This is a genomic window from Streptomyces sp. NBC_00513, from assembly GCF_041431415.1.
GTDB lineage: Bacteria > Actinomycetota > Actinomycetes > Streptomycetales > Streptomycetaceae > Streptomyces.
The window spans coordinates 1,516,863-1,539,401 of the sequence record NZ_CP107845.1; the positions used below are offsets into that span (position 1 = coordinate 1,516,863).

25 protein-coding genes are annotated in these 22,539 nt (G+C 71.8%); 13 read left to right on the forward strand and 12 right to left on the reverse strand.

The features are described from left to right. Positions 1–74: 74 nt before the first annotated feature. From OHA84_RS07170 to OHA84_RS07195, 6 genes are read right to left on the reverse strand one after another with little or no spacing between them, the layout of a single operon-like run. Entirely contained in the window at positions 75–854 is a 780-nt protein-coding gene (locus OHA84_RS07170; protein ID WP_053683304.1) for an urease accessory protein UreD, read from the reverse strand. Next, positions 851–1,540, reverse strand: a complete 690-nt coding sequence (gene ureG / locus OHA84_RS07175; protein ID WP_053683302.1) for an urease accessory protein UreG — start codon at positions 1,538–1,540, stop codon at positions 851–853. Before ureG ends, OHA84_RS07170 begins: the two co-directional genes overlap by 4 nt. 29 nt (positions 1,541–1,569) lie before the next feature. Beyond that, the gene (locus OHA84_RS07180; protein ID WP_053683299.1) at positions 1,570–2,244 is read right to left on the reverse strand and encodes an urease accessory protein UreF; all 675 of its coding nucleotides are present in this window, start codon (positions 2,242–2,244) and stop codon (positions 1,570–1,572) included. Between the two features lie 31 nt (positions 2,245–2,275). Beyond that, positions 2,276–3,997 (reverse strand): urease subunit alpha, encoded by a 1,722-nt coding sequence (locus OHA84_RS07185; RefSeq protein ID WP_266972566.1) that lies wholly within the window; start codon positions 3,995–3,997, stop codon positions 2,276–2,278. Further along, on the reverse strand, positions 3,990–4,301 hold the full coding sequence (locus OHA84_RS07190; protein WP_266951686.1) for an urease subunit beta: 312 nt from the start codon (positions 4,299–4,301) through the stop codon (positions 3,990–3,992). Before OHA84_RS07190 ends, OHA84_RS07185 begins: the two co-directional genes overlap by 8 nt. Positions 4,302–4,315: 14 nt before the next feature. After that, positions 4,316–4,618 (reverse strand): urease subunit gamma, encoded by a 303-nt coding sequence (locus tag OHA84_RS07195; protein WP_053683293.1) that lies wholly within the window; start codon positions 4,616–4,618, stop codon positions 4,316–4,318. 305 nt (positions 4,619–4,923) lie between these two features. Between OHA84_RS07195 and OHA84_RS07200 the strand changes: the two genes are divergently transcribed. Next, a complete protein-coding gene (locus OHA84_RS07200) occupies positions 4,924–5,316 on the forward strand; it encodes a VOC family protein (protein WP_053683291.1) in 393 nt (130 codons plus the stop codon). A gap of 72 nt (positions 5,317–5,388) precedes the next feature. Here the strand turns inward: OHA84_RS07200 and OHA84_RS07205 are convergent, their stop codons facing one another. Then, the gene (locus OHA84_RS07205) at positions 5,389–5,838 is read right to left on the reverse strand and encodes an ATP-binding protein (RefSeq protein WP_053683289.1); all 450 of its coding nucleotides are present in this window, start codon (positions 5,836–5,838) and stop codon (positions 5,389–5,391) included. 197 nt (positions 5,839–6,035) lie between these two features. Here OHA84_RS07205 and OHA84_RS07210 point away from each other — a divergent pair, with 197 nt between their 5' ends. Further along, positions 6,036–6,917 (forward strand): helix-turn-helix transcriptional regulator, encoded by an 882-nt coding sequence (locus OHA84_RS07210; protein ID WP_053683288.1) that lies wholly within the window; start codon positions 6,036–6,038, stop codon positions 6,915–6,917. Positions 6,918–6,929: 12 nt separating this feature from the next. Further along, positions 6,930–7,151, forward strand: a complete 222-nt coding sequence (locus OHA84_RS07215) for a DUF397 domain-containing protein (RefSeq protein ID WP_053683286.1) — start codon at positions 6,930–6,932, stop codon at positions 7,149–7,151. A gap of 23 nt (positions 7,152–7,174) precedes the next feature. On the opposite strand, the gene OHA84_RS07220 is transcribed toward OHA84_RS07215, so the two are convergent. After that, positions 7,175–8,347, reverse strand: a complete 1,173-nt coding sequence (locus OHA84_RS07220) for an 8-amino-7-oxononanoate synthase (RefSeq protein WP_266972562.1) — start codon at positions 8,345–8,347, stop codon at positions 7,175–7,177. Between the two features lie 155 nt (positions 8,348–8,502). Between OHA84_RS07220 and bioB the strand changes: the two genes are divergently transcribed. The 4 genes from bioB to OHA84_RS07240 all read left to right on the forward strand — a co-directional run bounded on the left by bioB (position 8,503) and on the right by OHA84_RS07240 (position 12,773). Continuing rightward, positions 8,503–9,756 carry a biotin synthase BioB gene (gene bioB / locus OHA84_RS07225; RefSeq protein ID WP_266972560.1) on the forward strand — a complete coding sequence of 418 codons (1,254 nt, stop codon included), beginning with the start codon at positions 8,503–8,505 and terminating at the stop codon, positions 9,754–9,756. Continuing rightward, positions 9,749–11,092, forward strand: coding sequence for an adenosylmethionine--8-amino-7-oxononanoate transaminase (locus OHA84_RS07230; protein ID WP_266972558.1), 1,344 nt, complete (start codon positions 9,749–9,751; stop codon positions 11,090–11,092). The genes bioB and OHA84_RS07230 overlap by 8 nt, the downstream gene beginning before the upstream one ends. Before the next feature lie 5 nt (positions 11,093–11,097). Beyond that, positions 11,098–11,817 carry a dethiobiotin synthase gene (gene bioD, locus OHA84_RS07235; RefSeq protein WP_266972556.1) on the forward strand — a complete coding sequence of 240 codons (720 nt, stop codon included), beginning with the start codon at positions 11,098–11,100 and terminating at the stop codon, positions 11,815–11,817. A 296-nt stretch (positions 11,818–12,113) separates the two neighbouring features. Continuing rightward, entirely contained in the window at positions 12,114–12,773 is a 660-nt protein-coding gene (locus OHA84_RS07240) for a class I SAM-dependent methyltransferase (RefSeq protein ID WP_053683276.1), read from the forward strand. A gap of 48 nt (positions 12,774–12,821) precedes the next feature. Here OHA84_RS07240 and OHA84_RS07245 read toward each other — a convergent pair whose 3' ends face one another. Beyond that, positions 12,822–13,256 carry a GNAT family N-acetyltransferase gene (locus OHA84_RS07245; protein ID WP_053683274.1) on the reverse strand — a complete coding sequence of 145 codons (435 nt, stop codon included), beginning with the start codon at positions 13,254–13,256 and terminating at the stop codon, positions 12,822–12,824. Positions 13,257–13,457: 201 nt separating this feature from the next. Between OHA84_RS07245 and OHA84_RS07250 the strand changes: the two genes are divergently transcribed. The 5 genes from OHA84_RS07250 to mug all read left to right on the forward strand — a co-directional run bounded on the left by OHA84_RS07250 (position 13,458) and on the right by mug (position 18,740). Then, positions 13,458–14,798: a hemolysin family protein gene (locus OHA84_RS07250; protein ID WP_266972553.1), complete on the forward strand. Its 1,341-nt coding sequence runs from the start codon at positions 13,458–13,460 to the stop codon at positions 14,796–14,798. Then, complete coding sequence (locus OHA84_RS07255; protein ID WP_266951671.1) at positions 14,795–15,814, forward strand: hemolysin family protein; 1,020 nt, start codon at positions 14,795–14,797, stop codon at positions 15,812–15,814. The genes OHA84_RS07250 and OHA84_RS07255 overlap by 4 nt, the downstream gene beginning before the upstream one ends. 93 nt (positions 15,815–15,907) lie before the next feature. Then, positions 15,908–16,699, forward strand: a complete 792-nt coding sequence (locus tag OHA84_RS07260) for an SGNH/GDSL hydrolase family protein (RefSeq protein ID WP_266972551.1) — start codon at positions 15,908–15,910, stop codon at positions 16,697–16,699. 71 nt (positions 16,700–16,770) lie between these two features. Further along, positions 16,771–18,204, forward strand: coding sequence for an adenylosuccinate lyase (purB, locus tag OHA84_RS07265; protein WP_266972549.1), 1,434 nt, complete (start codon positions 16,771–16,773; stop codon positions 18,202–18,204). Further along, a complete protein-coding gene (gene mug / locus OHA84_RS07270) occupies positions 18,201–18,740 on the forward strand; it encodes a G/U mismatch-specific DNA glycosylase (protein WP_053683264.1) in 540 nt (179 codons plus the stop codon). Before purB ends, mug begins: the two co-directional genes overlap by 4 nt. Positions 18,741–19,044: 304 nt before the next feature. Here the strand turns inward: mug and OHA84_RS07275 are convergent, their stop codons facing one another. The 3 genes from OHA84_RS07275 to OHA84_RS07285 are packed head-to-tail and all read right to left on the reverse strand — an operon-like array spanning position 19,045 to position 21,251. Next, a complete protein-coding gene (locus OHA84_RS07275; protein WP_266972547.1) occupies positions 19,045–19,482 on the reverse strand; it encodes a hypothetical protein in 438 nt (145 codons plus the stop codon). 40 nt (positions 19,483–19,522) lie between these two features. Next, complete coding sequence (locus OHA84_RS07280) at positions 19,523–20,275, reverse strand: ABC transporter permease (protein ID WP_266972545.1); 753 nt, start codon at positions 20,273–20,275, stop codon at positions 19,523–19,525. 49 nt (positions 20,276–20,324) lie between these two features. Then, positions 20,325–21,251 (reverse strand): ATP-binding cassette domain-containing protein, encoded by a 927-nt coding sequence (locus tag OHA84_RS07285; RefSeq protein WP_266972543.1) that lies wholly within the window; start codon positions 21,249–21,251, stop codon positions 20,325–20,327. Between the two features lie 108 nt (positions 21,252–21,359). Here OHA84_RS07285 and OHA84_RS07290 point away from each other — a divergent pair, with 108 nt between their 5' ends. Further along, positions 21,360–22,535, forward strand: coding sequence for a sensor histidine kinase (locus OHA84_RS07290; RefSeq protein ID WP_266972541.1), 1,176 nt, complete (start codon positions 21,360–21,362; stop codon positions 22,533–22,535). The last annotated feature ends 4 nt before the right edge of the window (positions 22,536–22,539 follow it).

The window sequence follows — 22,539 nt, forward strand, 5'->3', positions numbered from 1 at the left end:
TCTTTGCCAACCCGATAACCGGAAAGGCGTGTACCGCTGAGCGGTGTCCGGTTCGCCCCGGCTCCGCCCTCCCGTCACCAGCCGTACGTCACGCGGGCCGCGTCGAGGAGTTCCCGCAGCCGGAGCGCGTCCGGGGCGAGGGCCGTCACCAACACGGCCGGCCCCGGCAACGGAGTCACCACCGCGAACTCGCCGAGCACGGCGGCGGCGGGCGGCGTCCGCTCGAACCCGGGATCCACGATCAGCAGTTGACCCAGTGCCCGGTGGCCCGCGAGTCCGGCCGGACCGTCCCAGCCGCCGGGTGCTCCCGGGCCGCAGGCCACCTCCTGATCCAGCAGCGGCCGGCCGGCCCGGTCGACGGTCAGCCGGCTGCGCAGCAGGCCCGGGACCTCCCCGCTGCGGCCGAGCACCTGCTCCTCGCGCAGCAGCAGCCGTGCGGTGGAGGCCAGTTCGACGCGGGTGGTGACCCGCAGGTCACTGCCGCGCACGGACACGAGCGGCTCGGGCAGCCACCGCACCCGCGCCTCCTCCGCGAGGGTCAGCCGTACGTCGTACCGCGCGGGTTCCCCGCCCCGGCCGGGCAGCGCCAGGGTGGCCGCCGCCGAGCGGAGCCCCAGCCGGGCGCCCGGCCCGACGCTCGCCTCGACGGTGAGGTGGTCGCCGCCGAGCGGGGCGCTCATGGCGCCGACCAGCATCACCTCGGCCTCGGCGGCAACGCCCCGCACGCGGCGCAGCGCGAGCGGTCCCTCCCCGGCGAGCAGGGGCAGCGCGGTGCCGCCGCGCCCGTCGCGGACGGCGCCGATCCGGGCGGTGGCGCGCAGCCCGAGGGCGGGTACCGCCGGGGCGCCGGTCACCGTACGGCCGTCCAGGCGGCGATCCGCTCGCGCACCCAGTCGGCCACCGGGGCGACTCCCTCGGGCCCGCGCAGGGACTGGAAGGCGACGGGAAGTTCACCTCGTTGTTCGGCGGCGTCCCGGGCCATCCGCTCCAGGTCGGAGCCGACGTGGGGGGCGAGGTCGGTCTTGTTGACGATGAGCAGGTCGGCGGTGGTGACTCCGGGGCCGCCCTTGCGCGGGATGTCGTCACCCCCGGCCACGTCGATGACGAAGATCTGGGCGTCGACCAGGCCTCGGGAGAAGGTGGCGGTGAGGTTGTCGCCCCCGGACTCGACGAGGATCAGGTCGAGCGGGCCGACGGTCTCCTCCAGTTCCTCCACGGCTTCCAGGTTGGCGGAGATGTCGTCGCGGATGGCGGTGTGCGGGCAGGCGCCCGTCTCGACGGCGGCGATCCGCTCGGGCGGCAGGACGGCCTCGCGGAGCAGGAACTCGGCGTCCTCGCGGGTGTAGATGTCGTTGGTGACGACGGCCATGGACAACTCCGCGCGCAGCGCCCGGCACAGCGCGGCGACGGTGGCGGTCTTGCCGGAGCCGACGGGCCCGCCGAGGCCGAGGCGCAGGGCGCGGCGGGTGCCGTCCCCGCGGACGGGGTCGGCGCCGTGGGTGTGGCGGTGGGGGTAGGTCACGGCGTGGTCGAGGTGCACGGGTTCTCCTGGGGGTGTGGGGAGGCTGGTCAGGACGCGAAGAGCCGTACCGGCCAGGCGGCATGGACCTGGGCCGAGATGTCCAGCAGCGGCGAGGAGGCTGCGGGCAGTGCTCCCGTTCCCTCGTCGCGGGCGCGCCGGGCCGCCTCGGTGGCCCGCGCGGACACGGCGTCGAGCTCGGGTGCGAGTCGGGCCAGTACGGCGCTCGCCTCGAAGGGGTCGAGGCCGAGCAGGCGCACGGTCGCGGTGGCGGGCCCGCTGACGCTCTCGTACGCGGCCACGTGCGCGGCGTCCGAAGGCCCGAGTCCGGCCGCCCGGGCGGTGACGCCGAGGACCACGGGCTGGTGGGCGCCGCGCGGGAAGGCGGCGGCCAGGGCGTCCAGTTCGCCGGCCGGCCAGGTCGCGCGGGCGGCCCTCAGCAGTTGCCTGCCGAGCCTGCGCGCGGCGGTGCGCAGTGCGGGCGAGGGGGTGCGGGCGTCGGCGGCGGCGTCGAGTTCGACGGGGTCGAGTCCGAGGGCGGCGGCGGCCGCGAGCCCGGCGGCGACGAGCCCGGAGGTGTGCAGCCGGCCGCGGCAGAAGTCGGCGAGGGTGGCTGCGTCGTGGATCCGGCCCGCCTTGCAGGCGGCCTCCGCCCCGCCGGAGTGGGCGTGCCCTCCGGCGGGGAAGCGGCCGTCCGCGAGGACGAGCAGCGCGGCGAGGCTCATCGGGTGCGGCCTCCGGTCGGGCGGGCGCGCATCAGAAGAGGAAGTATCGCTGGGCCATGGGCAGTTCCGTCGCGGGCGCCGGCTCCACGACCTCCCCGTCGATGCTGACGGTGAAGGTGTCGGCGTCCACCTCGACCCTCGGCATGGCGTCGTTGTTGCGCATGTCGGCCTTCGTCACCTTGCGGGTGCTCTCGATGGCCGTGAACCGCTTGCCGAGTCCGAGCCGTTCGGGCAGTCCGTCGTCCAGCGCGGCCTGCGCGGTGAAGTTCAGGGAGTTCAGGGCGGGGGCCCGCCCGAGATGGCCGAACATGGGGCGGGGCAGCACCGGCTGGGGGGTGGGGATGGAGGCGTTGGCGTCGCCCATCTGCGCGTAGGCGATCTGGCCGCCCTTGATGACCAGTTCGGGCTTGACGCCGAAGAAGGCCGGCTGCCACAGCACCAGGTCGGCCAGCTTGCCGGGTTCCACCGAGCCGATCTCGCGGGCGAGGCCCTGGGCCACGGCCGGGTTGATCGTGTACTTGGCGACGTAGCGGCGGGCGCGGTGGTTGTCGGCCGGTCCGTCGCCGGGCAGGAATCCCCGCCGTTTCTTCATCACGTGGGCGGTCTGCCAGGTGCGCATGATCACCTCGCCGACGCGGCCCATGGCCTGGGAGTCGGAGGAGATGATGGAGATCGCCCCGAGGTCGTGCAGGACGTCCTCGGCGGCGATGGTCGAGGGTCTGATCCGCGATTCGGCGAAGGCGAGGTCCTCGGGTACCGCCGGGTTGAGGTGGTGGCAGACCATGAGCATGTCGAGGTGTTCCTCGACGGTGTTGACGGTGTGCGGCCGGGTCGGGTTGGTGGAGCTGGGCAGTATGTTCGGCTCAGACACCACGGTGATGATGTCGGGTGCGTGCCCGCCGCCCGCGCCCTCGGTGTGGTACGAGTGGATGGTGCGGCCGGCGATGGCGGCGAGGGTGTCCGCGACGAACCCGGCCTCGTTGAGCGTGTCGGTGTGGATGGCCACCTGGGCGCCGGTCTCCTCACAGACTCCCAGGCAGGCGTCGATGGCGGCGGGGGTCGCCCCCCAGTCCTCGTGGATCTTGAATCCCAGCGCTCCGCCGCGCAGTTGGGAGTACATGCCCTCGCGGGACATGGTGTTGCCCTTGCCGAGCAGGCCGATGTTGACGGGGTAGGCCTCCAGCGCCGCGAACATCCGCGCCAGGTGCCAGGGTCCGGGCGTGACGGTGGTGGCCTTGGAGCCCTCGGCGGGTCCGGTTCCGCCGCCGACGAGGGTGGTGATGCCGGAGGCGAGGGCCTCGTCGATGACCGTCGGGGAGATGAAGTGGACGTGCGCGTCGATGGCGCCGGCCGTGACGATCTTCCCGTTGCCCGCGATGATCTCGGTCTCGGGGCCGATGACGAGGGCGGGGTCCACCCCGTCCATGGTGTCGGGGTTGCCGGCCTTGCCGATGCCGCAGATCCGGCCGTCCCGAATGCCCAGGTCGGCCTTGACGATGCCCCAGTGGTCGAGGACGACGACGCCGGTGATCACCGTGTCCGGGGCGCCCTCGGCGCGCGTGGTGCGCGCCTGGCCCATGGATTCGCGGATGACCTTGCCGCCGCCGAACACGGCCTCGTCGCCGGAGCGTCCGGGTCCGCCGCTCAGGTCCTCCTCGATCTCCACGAAGAGGTCGGTGTCGGCGAGCCGGATCCGGTCACCCGCCGTCGGCCCGAACAGGTCGGCGTACACCTGGCGTGACAGCTCAGCCATCGAGGGGTCCCCCGGTCTCCCCGCGCAGCCCCGGCACGGTCCGCAGTCCGCCCAGCGGTACGAGTTCCACCGCGACCGGGATGCCCGGCTCGAAGCGGACCGCGGTACCGGCGGCGATGTTGAGGCGGAGCCCGCGGGCGGCGGAGCGGTCGAAGTCGAGGCCCGGATTGACCTCGGCGAAGTGGTAGTGCGAGCCGACCTGAACGGGTCGGTCGGCGGCGTTGAGCACGGTGAGACGGGTGACGGGACGGCCCTCGTTGAGGCGCACCGGACCGTCCCCGAAGCGGATTTCGCCGGGGATCATGCGGGGACTCCTCCTCAGACGATCGGGTCGTGGACGGTGACGAGCTTGGTGCCGTCCGGGAAGGTCGCCTCGACCTGCACGTCGTGGATCATCTCGGGGATCCCCTCCATGACCTCCTCGCGCGCCAGCACGGTACGGCCGGAGGCCATCAGCTCGGCCACCGTCCGTCCGTCCCGGGCGCCTTCGAGGATGTGCGAGGTGATGAGGGCCACGGCCTCGGGGTGGTTGAGGCGCACCCCGCGCGCCCTCCGCTTCTCGGCCACGTCCGCCGCCACGTGGATGAGCAGTCTCTCCTGCTCGTGCGGTGTCAATTGCACTCGTATCACCATGCTTCCGGGACAAGATCAACGCCGCGCCGACGCGACCCTATCGGCCGTCAACACTTTGTTGACCTGGGCATTTCCGTGCCAAGCGTGTCTTGTCCAACGCAGAGGGAGGCTTTCCGTTCCGATCACCGTCGCTTTGCCGGCGCATGGGTGATCATTGACGGAAGGCCGCGGACGCCCACGCTAGGGTCCGTAGTTTTCCGCCGCGTTAACGCACGTTTCGTGGAGGCACCCGGTTCGCCCGGCGCGGCGCCTCCGCCAGGTTCCGTATACGGAAGCTTCCTTCGAGGAGAGTCATGTTTCTCAACCCGGTCCGCCACATCACCTTCGACGCCCTCGACCCCTACAAGATCGCCGAGTTCTGGTCGGCCGTGACCGGTTACCCGATCCATCCGGACGACGTGGAGGGCGACGACGAGATCCTGCTGGAGCCGGGACAGCCCGGTGTCCCGGGTCTGTTGTTCATCCGCGTGCCGGACGCCAAGTCCGTGAAGAACCGGGTCCACCTGGACATCCAGCCGCCCACCGGGACGCGCGACGAGACCGTCGCGCGGCTGACCGGGCTCGGGGCGCGGATCGTGGACGACCGGCGGGACGAGGACGGGGTCCTCGGCTGGGTCGTGCTCGCCGACCCCGAGGGGAACGAACTGTGCATCGAGCGCAGCGCCGAGGAGCGCGCCGGCTCCTGAGTCGGGTCGTCGCGGGGCCCCGCCCCGCGGGGCCCTCGGCTCGCCGCCTCCCCGGCCCGCGGGCCGGTCGCGTCAGCAGCCGGTGGGGGCCGTCGTCGCGGCGACCACGGTCCACGGCAGCGCGATCCACACGGTCTTGCCACCGTCCTCGGTCGGGGTGACCGACAGCCGCCCGCCCGCCTCGGCGGCCAGCCAGCGGATGATGACCATGCCCCGCCCGTTGTCCTGCTGGACCGCCGCGGGGAGCCGCCGGGGATGGCGCGGGTGACTGTCCGTCACGCCGACGCGCAGCCATTCACCGCGCTCCAGCCGGACGTCGACGGTGAACGTGGGCGACTGACCGCGCGTGTGCTGGACCGCGTTGGTCGCGAGTTCCGAAACGATCAGCCGCACGGTGTCGGCCGTCTCGGATTCGTCGGGCAGTCCCCAGTCGCCGAGCACCTCCGCGACGTACCGGCGGGCAGCGGCGACCGAGGCCGGGTCGCTCGGCAGAGTGACGGATGCTTCCTGGTGATCTGCCATGGCGACGTCCCTTTCCCACCGGGGCGTAACCGTCCCGGATCTACGCTGAGCGCCAGAGTGTCACCCATCGTGCCGCCGTTTCTGCCGATCTCCCAAGATATGCATATATCTGTCGCTCAATGCGGTGAACTCTGCTACGCAAGAGCGTATTCGGACGGCAGACTGGTGCGAGCTGTGCCGGTGGAAGGAGAGCGGGTATGCAGCACGGTCCCGCGGTGCGCCGACGCAAGCTCGGCGAGGAACTGCGTGCGCTCCGTGACCGGTCCGGACTCACCAGCGGTGAGGCGGCCCGGATCGTGGGATGGCATCAGTCGAAAATCAGCCGCATCGAGACGGGTCGCAGTGGCGCGAAGACAGCGGACATCCGACTGCTGCTCGACGCCTACGGTGATGTGGTCAGCACGCAGCAGCGGGCCCTGTTGGAGGCCCTCGGCGCCTCGGCGGCGGGCTCGGGAGCGGGCGACGCCGCGCGCGGCCGGCAGTGGTGGCACGACTATCGGGGGCTGCTGCCGCAGGAGTACCGGGACTTCATCAGCCTGGAGGCCGGCGCCCGCGCCGCCCGGACGGTGGAACTCTCCGTGGTTCCGGGTCTGTTGCAGACGCCCGGGTACGCACGCGCGGTGACCAGGGCGGCCCTGGGCGGGCTGCCCGAGCCGAAGGTGGACGCGCTGGTCGACGTACGGCTGGCCCGGCAGTCGGTGTTGCGGGCCGATCCGCCGCTCCAGCTGAGCGCCGTACTGGACGAGGCGGTGCTGCGGCGCCAGATCGGGGGGCCGGGGGTGATGGAGGAGCAGCTGCGACATTTGGTGGAGGTGGCTCTGTTGCCCCAAGTGCGGCTCCAGGTACTGCCGTTCAGCGTGGGGGGTCATCTCGGCCTTACCGGACCGTTCGTCATCTTCTCATTTCCGAGCATCGCCGATCTGGATGTGGTGGTCCTCGACCATTTGACGAGTAGCCTCTATCTGGAGCGGAAGGAAGACCTCGAGGCGTACAGCGCCGCGTTCCGCACCATCCAGGCGCACGCCCTCCCGCCGCAGGACTCGTCGGATCTCATCAGCTCCATCGCTGACGACGCGTAAGGAGGCACCCCCGTGTCCGCAACCCCCTTATCCACCAGCGGACTTCTGATCAGCGCGCGGTGGCGGCGGAGCAGCCGCAGCACCGGAATGAACAACTGCGTGGAAGCGGCCGTCCTCGGTGGCGGCCTGCTGGCCGTCCGTGACTCCAAACGGACGGACGGCCCGGCCGTGCTCTTCACCGGGCCGGCCTGGCAGGGCTTCCTCGCATCCGTACGGGCGGACGCACACGTCTGACGCCCGTACGGATCGCTCCCGCACTACAGGCCCGCGGCTCCGGCGGGAGCGGTACGAAGGATCACCTCGACGGCCCGGTCGATCTCCTCCCCCGTGAGATTCGCCCGGGCGGTCAGCCGCAGCCGGGAGATGCCGTCCGGTACGGACGGCGGCCGGAAGCACCCCACGAACAGTCCCGCCTCACGGCAGTCGGTGGCCCAGCGCAGTGCCGCCGAGGCCGACGGGGCCCGCACCGACACCACGGCCGCGTCCGGCCTGGCCGCGGCCAGGCCGGACGCGGTGAGCCGCCCGTACAGCGCGGTGGCCACCTCCCGCACCCGGTCCGCCCGCTCCGGTTCCCGCTGGAGCAGACGCAGGCTCGCGAGCGCCGCGCCCGCCGCGGCCGGAGCCAGCCCGGTGTCGAAGATGAAGGTCCGGGCCGTGTTGATCAGGTGTCGGATCACCTTCGCCGGGCCGAGCACGACCCCGCCCTGGCTGCCGAGGGACTTCGACAGGGTCATCGTCGCGACCACGCCGGGCGCGCCCGCCAACCCGACGGCGTGCAGCGCGCCCCGGCCGCCCTCGCCCAGGACACCGAGCCCGTGGGCGTCGTCCACGACCAGTGCCGCGCCCTCGTCGCGGCAGGCCGCCGCGTACGCGCGGAGCGGGGCGGCGTCCCCGTCCACGGAGAAGACCGAGTCGCTGACCAGCAGGGCACGGCCCTCGTGCCCGGCGAGCGTCTTGCGCGCGATATCCGCGTCGCCGTGCGGGGTGACCGCGATCCGGGCCCGCGAGAGGCGGCAGCCGTCGACGATCGAGGCGTGGTTCCCCGCGTCGGAGACGACGAGCGTGTCCCGGTCGCTGAGGGCGGTGACCGCCGCCAGGTTGGCCGCGTACCCGGAGGAGAGGACCAGTGCCGCCTCGAACCCGCAGAAGGCCGCCAGCTCCTCCTCGAGCCGGGCATGAAGCTCGGTCGTACCCGTCACCAGGCGTGATCCAGTGGCTCCCCCGCCCCAGCGCTCGGCCGCCTCCCGCGCGCCGCGGATCGTCTCGGGATGCCGGGAGAGACCCAGGTAGTCGTTGCCGGCGAGGTCCAGGAGCGGCGAGTCGGACGGCCTCGGGCGCAGGGTCCGCATCAGTCCTGCCTGCTCACGTGCCCGCTCCTCGCCGTCGATCCAGGCGAAGACGTCCTCGGGCTCCGGGGTGTGCTCGGTCATCGGCGGTCCTCGCGTTTTGTCGGCTGTCGACAGATCTGCTCGACCCTAGCCGCCGCCGCTCGCGGGGCAGATGTGGCGATCCACACACTCCGATCTGGCCATGTTGTCTGATCTCTCCTTGGCCGGGAGTACCGGTGTGGGCCAGGATCAGCGTCATGGACCTGCTGAACACCCTGGTGGACAAGGGGCTGCGGCGCGAGCTGCCGACCCGCGAAGAGGCGCTCGCCGTACTGGCGACCTCGGACGACGAACTGCTCGACGTGGTGACCGCGGCCGGCAAGGTACGCCGCCAGTGGTTCGGCCGTCGCGTGAAGCTGAACTACCTGGTCAACCTGAAGTCGGGCCTCTGCCCGGAGGACTGCTCGTACTGTTCCCAGCGCCTGGGTTCGAAGGCGGAGATCCTCAAGTACACGTGGCTGAAACCCGAGGAGGCCTCCCAGGCCGCCGCGGCCGGCGTCGCGGGCGGGGCCAAGCGGGTCTGTCTGGTGGCGAGCGGACGCGGTCCGACGGACCGTGACGTGGACCGGGTCGGCAAGACGATCGAGGCGATCAAGGAGCAGAACGAGGGCATCGAGGTCTGTGCCTGCCTGGGTCTGCTCTCGGACGGTCAGGCGGAGCGTCTGAAGGACGCGGGTGCGGATGCCTACAACCACAACCTCAACACCTCCGAGGCCACGTACGGCCAGATCACCAAGACCCACACGTACGCGGACCGCGTCGACACGGTGCAGAAGGCGCAGGCCGCCGGCCTGTCCGCCTGCTCCGGCCTGATCGCGGGCATGGGCGAGAGCGACGAGGACCTCGTCGACGTCGTCTACTCGCTGCGCGAGCTGGACCCGGACTCGGTGCCGGTCAACTTCCTGATCCCCTTCGAGGGCACGCCGCTGGCCAAGGAGTGGAACCTCACCCCGCAGCGCTGCCTCCGGATCCTGGCGATGGTGCGGTTCGTCTGCCCCGACGTCGAGGTCCGGCTCGCGGGCGGGCGCGAGGTGCACCTGCGCTCCATGCAGCCGCTGGCCCTGCACCTGGTCAACTCGATCTTCCTCGGCGACTACCTGACCAGTGAGGGCCAGGCCGGTCAGGCCGACCTGGACATGATCGCGGACGCCGGTTTCGAGGTGGAGGGCGCCGGTACGACGACCCTGCCCACGCACCGCGCCGACGCGGCGGCGGCGCCCGCCGCGGCCGGGGGCTGCGGTTCGCACGGCGGCGGCGCATCGCTCTGTGGCCCTTCCGGGACCGCGGACTCCGCCGAGGCGGCGGGCTGCGGTTCGGCGTGCGGCGGCTGCTCGGGGCACGCCGAGCCGGCGGCTGCCTCCCGCGCCCGGGTGGAGCCCGGTGAGGTGCGCTCGGACCTGGTGTCGGTGCGTCGACGTGGCGCGGGGACGGACATCGCCCCCAATGCCTGATCAGCACCTCCCGCCGGACGATCGACAAGACCCGCCGGACGCGCTGCCGCCGGCCGACCTGGTCGCGTTGGACCGGCAGCACGTCTGGCACCCGTACGGCCCGATGCCCGGCAGGCAGGATCCGCTGGTCGTCGCCTCCGCTTCGGGTGTCCGGCTGCGGCTCGCGACCCCCTCGGAGGGGCACGAGGAGCTGGTCGACGGCATGTCCTCCTGGTGGTCGGCCGTCCACGGCTACAACCACCCGGTGCTGAACGAGGCCGTGACCGCCCAGTTGGGTCGGATGTCGCACGTCATGTTCGGCGGGCTCACCCACGAGCCCGCCGTCCGTCTCGCGACGAGGCTCGTCGAGATCACCCCGGCCGGCCTGGAGCACGTGTTCCTGGCCGACTCGGGTTCGGTCGCCGTCGAGGTCGCCGTGAAGATGTGCCTCCAGTACTGGCGCTCCGTCGGCCGGCCCGGCAAGACCCGCCTGCTCACCTGGCGGGGCGGCTACCACGGGGACACCTGGCAGCCGATGGCCGTCTGCGACCCCGAGGGCGGAATGCACGAGCTGTGGTCGGGGCAACTGCCGCGGCAACTGTTCGCGGACGCCCCTCCGGCCGGGTTCGACGTGCCGGTGGACCCCTCGTACGTGGCCCACCTGCGCTCCCTGATCTCGGCGCACGCCGACGAACTGGCGGCCGTGATCGTGGAGCCCGTGGTCCAGGGCGCGGGCGGGATGCGGTTCCACAACCCGGACTACCTCGCCGTGCTCCGGGACCTGTGCGACGAGTACGACGTCCTCCTCGTCCTGGACGAGATCGCCACCGGCTTCGGCCGCACGGGCGCGCTGTTCGCGGCGGAACACGCCGGGATCACCCCGGACGTGATGTGCCTGGGCAAGGCCCTGACCGGCGGATACGTCACCCTCTCCGCGACGCTCTGCACCGAGCGGGTGGCCGACGGGATCTCCCGCGGCGAGGTGCCCGTGCTGGCCCACGGGCCGACGTTCATGGGCAACCCGCTGGCGACGGCGGTGGCGAACGCCTCGATCGACCTGCTGCTGAGCCAGGACTGGCAACGGGAGATCAAGCGCCTCGAAGCCGGCCTCGTGGCGGGCCTGGAACCGGCCAGGGCGCTTCCCGGCGTACGGGACGTCCGGGTCCTCGGCGCGATCGGCGTGATCCAGCTCGACCACCCCGTGGACATGGCCGCCGCCACCCGGGCGGCCGTCCGGGAAGGGGTCTGGCTGCGCCCGTTCCGCGATCTGATCTACACGATGCCTCCGTTCGTGACGGGCGACGCCGACGTGGCGCGCATCTGCCGTGCGGCGTGCGCAGCGGCCCGGGAGGGCTGACCCACATGACGATCCTGATGATCTCCGGCACCGGTACGGAAATCGGCAAGACGGTGACGACCGCCGCCATAGCGACGGCCGCGACGGCCGCCGGCCTGACCGTGGCGGTGCTCAAGCCGGCCCAGACCGGCGTCGGTCCGGACGAACCGGGCGACGCGGCGGAAGTCGCCCGGCTGGCCGGTCCGTCCGTGACCGCCGAGGAACTGGCCCGCTATCCCGAGCCCCTGGCGCCCGACACGGCGGCCCGGCGCTCGGGGCTCACCCCGGTCTCGCCCCGAGCCGTCGCCGAGGCCGCGCACCGGCTCGACCTCTCCCACGACCTGGTCCTGGTCGAGGGGGCGGGTGGGCTGCTGGTCCGCTTCGACGAGGAGGGCAACACCCTGGCCAACGCGGCCCGCCTGCTCGACGCCCCCGTGCTGATCGTCGCCCCGGCGGGGCTCGGCACGCTGAACGCCACCACCCTCACCGCCGAGGCCCTGCGGGCCCGGTCGTTGACCCCGTGGGGCGTGGTGGTCGGCAGTTGGCCCGCCGATCCGGACCTGGCCTCGCGGTGCAACCTCGCCGACCTGCCGAAGTCCGCGGGTGTCCCCCTGATGGGCGCCGTCCCGCAGGGCTCGGGCGCGTTGGCCCCGGCCGAGTTCCGTACGGCGGCCCCCACGTGGCTGGGGCCGATGCTCCACGGCACCTGGTCGGAACCGGAGTTCCTGCGGACCTGGCAGCCCTGACCGCCGACCGGCGCAGGTCGCGCGGGAGCCCGAGGCGCCGCTTGCGCGGGAGCCCTGGGCGCTTGCGCGGGAGCACGAGGCGCCGGTCGTTCCGGCGCCCGAGGCGGATGGACCGGCGGCTCCCGTCGCGGCGTGGGGGCGTGACGCGGGAAGGCGGCGCGGGGCCGCGCGGCGGCGGGCGTTCGGCCGTGCTCCCCCGGACGACTGTGCGCCCGCGCGGTTTCGCGGCCCTCCGAGGCGGGGAACAGCCCGGCAGGGCACCCGCACCAGCCGCCACCCCCGCTTGGAGGCCCGCCATGCCCCGCCGATCCTCCGACCCGGTCCACCACCCGCACTTCGCCCGTTTCTACGCCCGCCTCAGCACCGCCGCCGAGACCCGCGGCGGCATCGGCCCGCTCCGCGAGGAACTGCTGCACGGTGTGTCCGGTCGTGTCATCGAGATCGGCGCCGGCAACGGCCTCAACTTCGCGCACTACCCCCGGGCCGTCTCCGAGGTGGTAGCCGTCGAACCGGAGCGCTCCCTGCGCCGACTCGCGGCGGCGGCCGCGCGGCGCGCCGAAGTCCCGGTGGACCTCGTGCCCGGCGTCGCCGAGGCGCTGCCGGTCAAGAGCGAGGCCTTCGACGTGGCCGTGGCCTCCTTGGTGTTGTGCACCGTACGCAGCCTCCCCCGCGCCCTCGCGGAACTGCACCGGGTGCTTCGCCCCGACGCCGAGTTGCGCTTCTTCGAACACGGTCTGGCGCCCGGTCCCGGCATGGCCGCCGTCCAACGGACGCTGGACCGGACCGTCTGGCCCCGGCTCTTCGGCGGCTGTCACACGGCCCGTGACCCGCTCGCCGCGATCGAGGCGGCCGGTTTCCGGATCGTCTCGCACCGCGCGTTCCGGCTGCCGGAACGCGGCCCGGCGCTCCCCACCTCGTACTGCGTCATCGGCTCGGCCCGTCGCGTGGAGGACTAGGAGCCGAGGACCGGGCGTCTCTTCGGGTCCCGTGCCGGTCGCCGACCGCTATGCGGATCGGTGGTCGAGCGGCTTGACCCAGCGGGTCCAGTGGTCCTCGGGGTGGTATCCGGCCGCGTCCCAGGCCCCGTGCGCCCGCTCGTTGCGATCGAGCACCATCGCGTCCGCGCGCCGCCCGCCCAGGGCGACGAACCGCTCCTCTGCGGCGGCGAGCAACGCCGCGCCGATGCCCTGCCGGCGGTGTCCGGGGTGGACGGCGAGTCGGTACAGGTGGCAGCGCCATCCGTCGAAGCCGGCGATGACCGTGCCGACGAGCCCGCCGTCGCGGCGGGCGAGGAGGAGGGCGTGCGGGTCACGGGCGTGGAGCAGCTCGATTCCGGCGAGGTCGTCGGAGATGCTTGTCCCTTCGGCGGCCGTCTTCCAGAAGGCCAGTACCTCGGCGAGGTCTGGCGGGGAGGCGGGTCCGATGTGAAGATCGTCCATGCTCGGGATCCCATCACCCGAGGAACGGGCACCAAAAGCACGATCCCTCCCCTTTGCCTTTCCTTTACCATGTGGTCAAGTGTTCCGCTCGAACGACCTGAAAGAAAGGTGTGAGCGTCCGTCCATGGGCGAGCCCCCGGTACCCGCACATCGCGCGACCCCTCTCCTCCTGTCTGATCATGGAACGGAGGTGACCGACCGATGACCGAAGTGCTCCTGCTCATCGTGGCGCTGCTGCTCTGCCTGGCCTGCGGAGTCTTCGTCGCGGCCGAGTTCTCGTTGACGACGGTCGAGCGCAGTGAGCTCGAACGCGCCGTCGAACGCGGCGAACGCGGGGCCGACAGCGCCCTGACAGCCGTCCGGAGTCTGACCTTCCAGCTCTCCGGCGCCCAACTCGGCATCACCGTGACCGGTCTGGTCATCGGCATGCTCTCCAAACCCTCGATCTCGGCCATGCTCCAGGGCCCCTTCGAGGCCATGGGCCTGTCGGCCGCGACAGCCTCCTCCGCCGCCCTGATCGTGGGCACCGTCCTGTCGACCGTCGTCCTGATGGTCGTCGGCGAACTGGTGCCCAAGAACTGGGCCATCTCCTCGCCGCTCGCCATCGCCAAGCGCGTGGCCACCACGCAGCGGGTCTTCAGCCGTACCTTCAAGCCGCTGATCAGCCATCTGAACACCACCGCGAACCACCTCGTCCGCCGAATCGGCCTGGAGCCGGCCGAGGAACTGGCCTCGGCACGCAGCCCTCAGGAACTCGTCGCCCTGGCCCGGCACTCCGCGAAGGCCGGCTCGCTGGAGAAGGACACCGCCGAGCTGTTCGTGCGGACCCTGAACCTGGCCGACCTGACCGCGGAGAACGTCATGACCCCGCGCGTCCAGGTCACCGCCCTCGACGTGCAGACCACCGCCGAGGACGTGGCGAACGCCACCCTGGCCACCGGCCTGTCGCGTTTCCCCGTCTACCGGGGCAGCCTCGACACCGTCGTCGGCACGGTGCACATCAAGGACGTACTGGCGCTGCCCGCCGAGGAGCGACACCGGTACCCGGTGGAGCGCCTGCTGCGCGAGCCGCTGCTGGTCCCCGAGTCCCTGACCGTGGACCGGTTGCTGGACCGGCTGTCGGGCCGGCAGACGATGGCCGTGGTCATCGACGAGTACGGCGGCACGGCCGGTGTGGCGACGCTGGAGGACATCGTCGAGGAGGTCGTGGGCGAGGTCCGCGACGAGCACGACCCGCACGAGACCCCGGACCTGGCCCCGGCCGGCACGGACGCCTCGGGACGGGCCCTGTACTCGGCCGACGGCGCCGCCCGCACCGACCAGCTCCGGCGGATCGGACTGCGGGTGCCGGACGGCCCGTACGAGACGCTGGCCGGTCTCGTGGCCACCGAGTTGGGCCGGATCCCCGCCGTCGGCGACAGCATGGAACTGGACGGCTGGCGGCTCGACGTGGTGGACGCGAGCGGACGTCGGGCCGCGCGGGTGCTCCTGCACACGCCGGTCGAGTCCGCCGACAACGACGGTGCGGAGGAGACCCGATGACCGCCATCCAGTTGTTGATCGGCCTGGCGACGCTGGTCGTGAACGCCTTCTTCGTCGGCGCGGAGTTCGCACTGATCTCGGTCCGGCGCAGTCAGATCGAGCCGTACGCCGAGCAGGGCGACCGGCGCGCCCGCGCCGTGGTGTGGGGCCTGGAACACCTGTCGGCGCTGATGGCGGCGGCGCAACTGGGCATCACGCTGTGCACCCTGGTACTGGGCGTGGTGGCCGAGCCCGCCATCGCCCACCTGCTGACGCCGCTGTTCGACCTGGTCGGGGTACCGGCCGGGCTGACCCACGCGATCTCGTTCGTGGTGGCGCTGTCCCTGGCGACGTACCTGCACATGCTGTTCGGCGAGATGCTGCCGAAGAACGTGGCACTCTCCGAGCCGGTGCGCACCGCGTTGCTGCTGGGGCCGCCGCTGGTGACCCTGGCGAAGGCCCTCCGACCGGTGATCTTCGCGATCAACGCCTTCGCGAACGCCCTGCTGCGCCTGCTGCGGGTGGACGTGAAGGACGAGGTCGCGGCGACCTTCTCGGACGACGAGCTGGCCCGGATGGTCAAGGACTCCAGCGACGCCGGACTGATCGACGGCCGCGCGAGCGAGCGACTGCACGACGCCCTGGAACTGGGCCGTCGCCCGGTCACCGATGTGGTGCTGCCGTCGGACCGGGTGGTCCCGGCGCGCGAGGGCATCTCCGCGGCGGGCCTGGAACGGTTGTCCGCCGAGTCCGGTTACTCCCGCTTCCCCGTGATCGACGCGGAGCATCGAATCCTCGGCTACCTGCACGTCAAGGACGCGCTGGACGTGGCCGAGCGGGACGCCCCCTTCCCGCTGTCCGAGCTGCGCCCGATCGCCCAGGTGCGGGCGGAGACCCCACTGGACGACGTGCTGACCGCCATGCGGCGCAGCCGCACCCACCTGGCGGCGGTGCTCGGCAAGGACGGCGTCATGACGGGCCTGGTCACGATGGAGGACGTGCTGCGCGAGCTGTTCGGCAGGCCGGCGTCCACGTGACCGGCGTCTGATGCCCGTGTCCCGGGATCCCGTGCCCCGTACGGCCCCCGACCGAACGGGGCCGGCATACCGCGCGGTATCATCGCTCCCGCCATGGAGATGAATGCGTCTTACACCAGTTTCGTCGCGATCGGTGACTCCTTCACCGAGGGCATGTCCGACCTGCTCCAGGACGGCTCCTACCGCGGCTGGGCCGATCTGCTCGCCGCACGCCTCGCGACCCGCGAGCCGGACTTCCGCTACGCGAACCTCGCGGTCCGCGGGAAGCTGATCGGCCAGATCGCCGGAGAACAGGCGCCCATGGCGGCGGCGATGGGCGCCGACGTGGTGACGCTCGTGGGCGGCCTGAACGACGCGCTGCGACCCAAGGTCGACATGGGCCGGGTACGGGGACACCTGGAGGAGGCCGTGGAACTGCTGGCCCCCTCCTGCAAGACGCTGGTCCTGATGCGTTCGCCGGGGCGCAACGGGCCGGTGATGGATCGTTTCCGCCCCCGCATGGAGGAGCTCTTCGCCATCCTCGACGAGCTCGCCACGCGGCACGACGCGCTGCTGGTGGACCTGTACGGGGCGCCCGTGCTCGCGGACCCGCGCATGTGGGACGTCGACCGGCTGCACCTGACGGCCGAGGGGCACCGCCGGGTGGCGGAGGCCGTCTGGCAGAGCCTGGGATTGCCGCCCGAGGACGAGTGGCGGGCCGATCTCGCGCCCTCGGCCGCGGCGAGCTGGCCGGCTCGCAGGACCGAGGACCTCCGGTTCGCCCGGCAGCACCTGCTGCCCTGGATCGGGCGCCGACTGACCGGCCGCTCGTCGGGCGACGGGCGGGCGGCGAAGCGCGGAGAGCTGCTGCCGTACACGCCCTCGGCCACGGATCGGCTCTCGTAGCAAGGCACAATCCGAGGTGGGTCCCCTACCTGCGTAAACGCACAGCGGCGGCCCAAGTAGAATCACTCCACGTGACAGCCAAGCCCCGCATCCCCAATGTCCTGGCCGGCCGCTACGCCTCCGCGGAGCTCGCCGTCCTGTGGTCCCCCGAGTACAAGGTGACGCTGGAGCGGCGGCTGTGGCTCGCCGTGCTGCGCGCCCAGAAGGACCTCGGTATCGAGGTTCCGGACGCCGCCCTCGCCGACTACGAGCGCGTTCTGGAGACGGTCGACCTCGCCTCCATCGCCGAGCGCGAGAAGGTCACCCGGCACGACGTGAAGGCCCGCATCGAGGAGTTCAACGCCCTCGCCGGTCACGAGCACGTCCACAAGGGCATGACCTCCCGCGACCTCACCGAGAACGTCGAGCAGCTCCAGATCCGGCTCTCGCTGGAACTGTCCCGTGACCGCACGGTCGCCGTGCTCGCCCGCCTCGCCAAGCTGGCCGCGGAACACGCCGAGCTGGTCATGGCCGGCCGCTCCCACAACGTCGCCGCACAGGCCACCACCCTGGGCAAGCGCTTCGCCACCGCGGCCGACGAGCTGCTGGTCGCCTACGACCGCCTGGAGAACCTCCTGGAGCGCTACCCGCTCCGCGGGATCAAGGGCCCGGTCGGCACCTCCCAGGACATGCTCGACCTGCTCGGCGGCGACACCGCGAAGCTCGCCGACCTGGAGCAGCGCATCGCCGCCCACCTCGGCTTCGCCCAGGCCTTCACCTCCGTCGGCCAGGTCTACCCGCGCTCGCTCGACTACGACGTGGTCACCGCCCTGGTGCAGTTGGCCGCCGCCCCGTCCTCGATCGCCAAGACCATCCGACTGATGGCCGGCCACGAGCTGGTGACCGAGGGCTTCAAGCCCGGTCAGGTCGGCTCTTCCGCGATGCCTCACAAGATGAACACCCGCTCCTGCGAGCGCGTGAACGGCCTGATGGTCATCCTGCGCGGCTACGCCTCGATGACCGGCGAGCTGGCCGGCGACCAGTGGAACGAGGGCGACGTCTCCTGCTCCGTCGTTCGCCGCGTGGCCCTGCCGGACGCGTTCTTCGCGTTCGACGGTCTGCTGGAGACCTTCCTGACCGTCCTCGACGAGTTCGGCGCCTTCCCGGCGGTCGTCGCCCGTGAACTCGACCGTTACCTGCCCTTCCTCGCCACCACCAAGGTCCTCATGGGCGCGGTGCGGGCCGGAGTGGGCCGCGAGGCCGCACACGAGGTCATCAAGGAGCACGCGGTCGCCTCCGCGCTCGCCATGCGCGAGCAGGGCGCCGAGCGCAACGAACTGCTGGACAAGCTGGCCGCCGACGAGCGGATGCCGCTGGACCGCGCTCAGCTCGACGCCCTGATGGCCGACAAGCTGTCCTTCACGGGTGCGGCCGGCGACCAGGTCGCGACGGTGGTCTCCCGCGTCGAGGCCATCTCCAAGCAGCACCCGGAGGCCGCCGGGTACGCGCCGGGGTCGATCCTCTGACCCCCGACGAGCTTGCCGCCGCCCGCGACCGCGTCCTCCCGGACGTGGTCGCGGGCGGTCTGCGTGTGCTGTTCTGCGGGATCAATCCCGGTCTCCTCTCCGCCGCCACGGGCCACCACTTCGCCCGCCCCGGCAACCGGTTCTGGCCGGTCCTTCACCTGTCGGGCTTCACCCCGCGCCGGCTGGCCCCGGCCGAGCAGGAGGAGCTGCTGACCTACCGGCTCGGCATCACGAACGTGGTGGCCCGTGCCACGGCCCGCGCCGACGAGCTGGACGCCGAGGAGTTCCGTGAGGGCGGTCGGATCCTGACGGCCAAGGTGGAGCTCCTGCGGCCGCAGTGGCTGGCCGTGGTCGGTGTGACCGCCTACCGCACGGCCTTCGGCGAGAGGAAGGCCCGGATCGGCCCCCAGGACCGGACCATCGGCGACACCCGCATCTGGGCCCTGCCCAACCCCAGCGGCCTCAACGCCCACTGGACCGCCGAGTCCATGGCCCAGGAGTACGCCCGACTCCGCGCCGCCACCGAAACCCCCTGACCGAGCCTCGCGGATCCGGGTCGGGCCGGGGTCGGTCGGGGTCGGGGACGGGTCGGGCCGGGCCGGGCCGGGGCCGCGTTCGGGTCGGGCCGGCTCGGTCCGGGGTCGGGCCGGGTCCGCGTTCGAGGTCGGTCGGGCCAGGCCGATCCGTGTCCGGGCCGATCCGTGTCCGGGTCGATGCGCGTCCGGCAGCGACGTGACGCCGTCCGGCACGGTGGAGTGGCCGGGGAGTTCTCAGGGCCCGCTCCCTCACCAGTCCCCGACCCGGCAACCAGGTCTCGGGTGTCCCGGTCTCGCATCACCCCTACGGCGGGTCGACCACAGTAACCACGGCCATCAACCTGAAGGGGTCCTCGGTCGCTCTGCGGGCCGCGTAGACCACGAGCCACCGGTCGCCCGCCCGCCAGAGGTGAACGTGATCGGCGTCGTTGGCGAGCTTGTCCCACGGCTCCGGTATCGACTCCCCGTCGAGACCCCGCCGCATCGTCCCGTCCAGAGTGAACACCTGCGGTGTCCCCCAGCGGCCGGTCAAGACCTGCACCAGGGCGCCGTACTCGGCGCTGATCTGGTCACCCACCTCGATCCGAGCCGACCCGTCGTCCTCCCAGAAGTCCCGGGTCTCCGCGAGTTGGACCAGATGATGGCTCGGGCCACTGCCGTGCCTGTCGAACCGGACCGGATCGGTGGGAAAGGGCTGTCCCCGGAGCCGGTCGATCGTATCGAGATGCTCTGCCGTGGTCATGCCGTCAGTATCTCGGGAGGCACTGACAACTGGCCTGGCGTCATGCTGCCCGACGGCTCACCGCGAGCCAGCCTCCGGCCAGGGCCAGCAGCGACCACAGCGTGGCCACCCCCAGGCCGGTCCAGGGACCGAGTGAGCCGTCCGTCGCCGCCCGCATGACCATCTGACCGGCACGGTCCGGCATGAACTGCCCCGCTCCTCCCGCCACCTGACCGACCACGAAGGGCAGGATCAGCACAAAGGGTATGAGCAGGCTCATCACGAGCGTGCCACTGCGCACCAGCGCGGTCAGTCCGGCCGCGAGAAGCGCTATGAGCGTCAGGTAGACCCCGCTCCCGAACATGGCCCTCAGCACGCCCGGGTCACCCAGCCCCAAGGCGTACTTCCCCATGAAGGCCTGTCCGGCGACGAAGGTGACGACGCCGGTGATCTGGCCGATGAGGAACCCTAGTCCGGCGATCATGGCCACCTTGGAGAGATAGAGGCGGGTCCGGTTGGGCACGGCCGTGAGCGAGACCCTCAGGGCTCCGTTGCGAAACTCCCCGGCGAAGACCGTGGTCCCGAAGGCAATGGCGGCTATCTGACCGAAGTTGACTCCGTAGAAGGCACCGAGCAGCCGGTCGTCGCCCATGGCTCCCTCTTCGGCCGTTCCGATCGCGGCGGCGGTGAGCGCCGTGATGCCGGCCGTGGCGAGGAAGACCGCGGTCAGCGAGCCGATGGCCGCTCGGGAGGAACGTATCTTGATCCATTCCGAGTACAGAACGCGGATGTTGGGCAAGGCAGCGGCGGTCATGACATGCGCTCCGATCTCCATCAAGGATGGTATTGGGGGCGGGCGATCCTCAGACGAGGGTCGCCGAGAACTGGGCGCGGGCGGCCGTGAGCTCCAGATAGGCCTGTTCCAAGGAGGCTCGCTCATCCGCGAGTTCGAGCAGGGGTACCCCCTCGCGGGCGGCGAGGCTCCCGATCTGCTCGGCACGTATGCCGTCGACCGTCCAGCACCCGTCTGCGGCGTTGACCGGCTCGAAACCCTCACGGGCCAGCGCCGCTCGCAGCCGATCGGGGTCGGAAGTCCGCAGTCTTGCCCTGGGGGTGCTGCGGGAGTCGATGAAGTCCTTCATCGACAGGTCGGCCAACAACGCGCCCTGCCCGACGACGACCAGGTGGTCGACAAACGAGGCGGTCTCGGCCATGAGGTGGCTGGAGACCAGGACGGTGCGGCCATCGGCGGCGAGAGAGCGCATCAGCTCGCGGATCCAGATGATGCCCTCCGGGTCGAGGCCGTTGGTCGGCTCGTCGAGCAGGAGGACCCCCGGATCACCCAGCAGCGCGGCGGCCACGCCCAGCCGCTGGCGCATGCCCAGGGAGAACGTCTTGACCCGGTGCCGGGCCACCGAGGCGAGCCCGGCCCGCTCCAACACCGTGTCCACCCGCGCTGCCGCGATGCCGTTGCTGACGGCGAGCGCCAGGAGGTGGTCCCGGGCGGTGCGTCCTCCGTGGACTGCCTGCGGATCCAGTAGAGCGCCGACTTGGCGCAGCGGGTCTCTCAGGTCGGCGAACCGGATCCCGCCGATGGTGGCGGTGCCGGCCGTGGGCCGGTCGAGCCCGAGCAGCAGGCGCATGGTCGTCGACTTCCCGGCTCCGTTGGGGCCCAGGAAACCGGTGACCCGGCCGGGCAGGACATCGAAGGTGAGGTGGTCCACGACTCGTGTGGTGCCGTAGTCCTTGGTCAGTTCGCGGATCTCGATGCGGTTCGGTTCGCGGTTCATGCCTCAAGATTCACCGCCGGCCCCACACCGTTCCCTCCCCCATGCGAGGGTGGCGTCTCCCCCACGTGGGGGAGACGGAGATGACCTTCGCGCTGCCACGATGGAGCCATGTACCGACTGCTCCGCGCACCGCTGCGACCGGTGACCTACTCCCGCTGGCTGCATCTGTGCGTACCGCTGCTTCTGCTCGCCATCTGGATGTTCGTCAACCCCCGTTGGCCGTGGATGCCGTTGTTGATCGTCATACCGTTCGGGTTCGTGCCGTGGGTGAGGCTGGCCGAGGGACTACAGGCGCAGTTCCTGCTGACCCCGCATGACCGCGGCTCCCCCGACAGCGTCATCGGTACCGCGCCGTCGGCACGGTGGGGAGACCGGTGGCGGACCCTGTTGTGGCTGGAGATACGTCTCGTGGTCGCCGGTGTCGCCATGTTCGCGACCGTCGTGCTTCCGTTGATGGCGGTCGAGTTGATCGCGACCGCGCTCGGGCAGCGGTTGTCCGCGAATCCGACCGTGCCGTTCACCCCGACGCGCTGGATGGCCGCGCTGCTCGCCCCGGTGCCGTTGATCGTACTCATCGTCGTGGTGGTGCTGCTCGGGGAGATGATCACCTCGATCGCCCGTCGGTTGCTGGGACCTTCGGCGGCCGAGCGCCTCTCCGCGCTGGAGGCCCGGACCGAGCAGTTGTTGGAACGGACCCGCATCGCGAGGGAACTGCACGACTCCATCGGCCACGCCCTGACCGTGGCGGTCATGCAAGCGGGGGCCGCACGGGCAGCCGGCGACCCGGACTTCACCGATCGTGCTCTCCACGCCATCGAGGAGACGGGCCGGGCCGCGCTGGAGGATCTGGAGCGGGTGCTCCTGGTGTTGCGCGAGTCCGCCCAGCCGCCCTCTCAGCGGCCGACGTTGGCGGAGGCGGACCGCTTGCTGGAGTCGGCCCGTGCTTCGGGTGCGGCGGTGGACGCCCGGCTGACAGGGGCACTGGAGAAACTGCCCGGTCCCGTCACCCGGGAGGGTTACCGGATTCTCCAGGAGGCGCTGACGAATGTGCTGCGGCACTGCGGTCCCGTGCCCGTGAGGGTGCGGGTCGAGATGACCACCGACCGACTGGACCTGGAGGTGACGAACCCGCTGTCGGAACGGCCTACCTTCATGCCGGGTGGCGGGAGCGGTCTGCGCGGGATGCGGGAGAGGGCCGCGCTCCTCGGCGGGGAGGCCGAAACCGGCCCGTGCGCGGGCGGTTGGAGAGTGTTCGCCCGCCTTCCGCTGGACCGAATACGCTGATCGA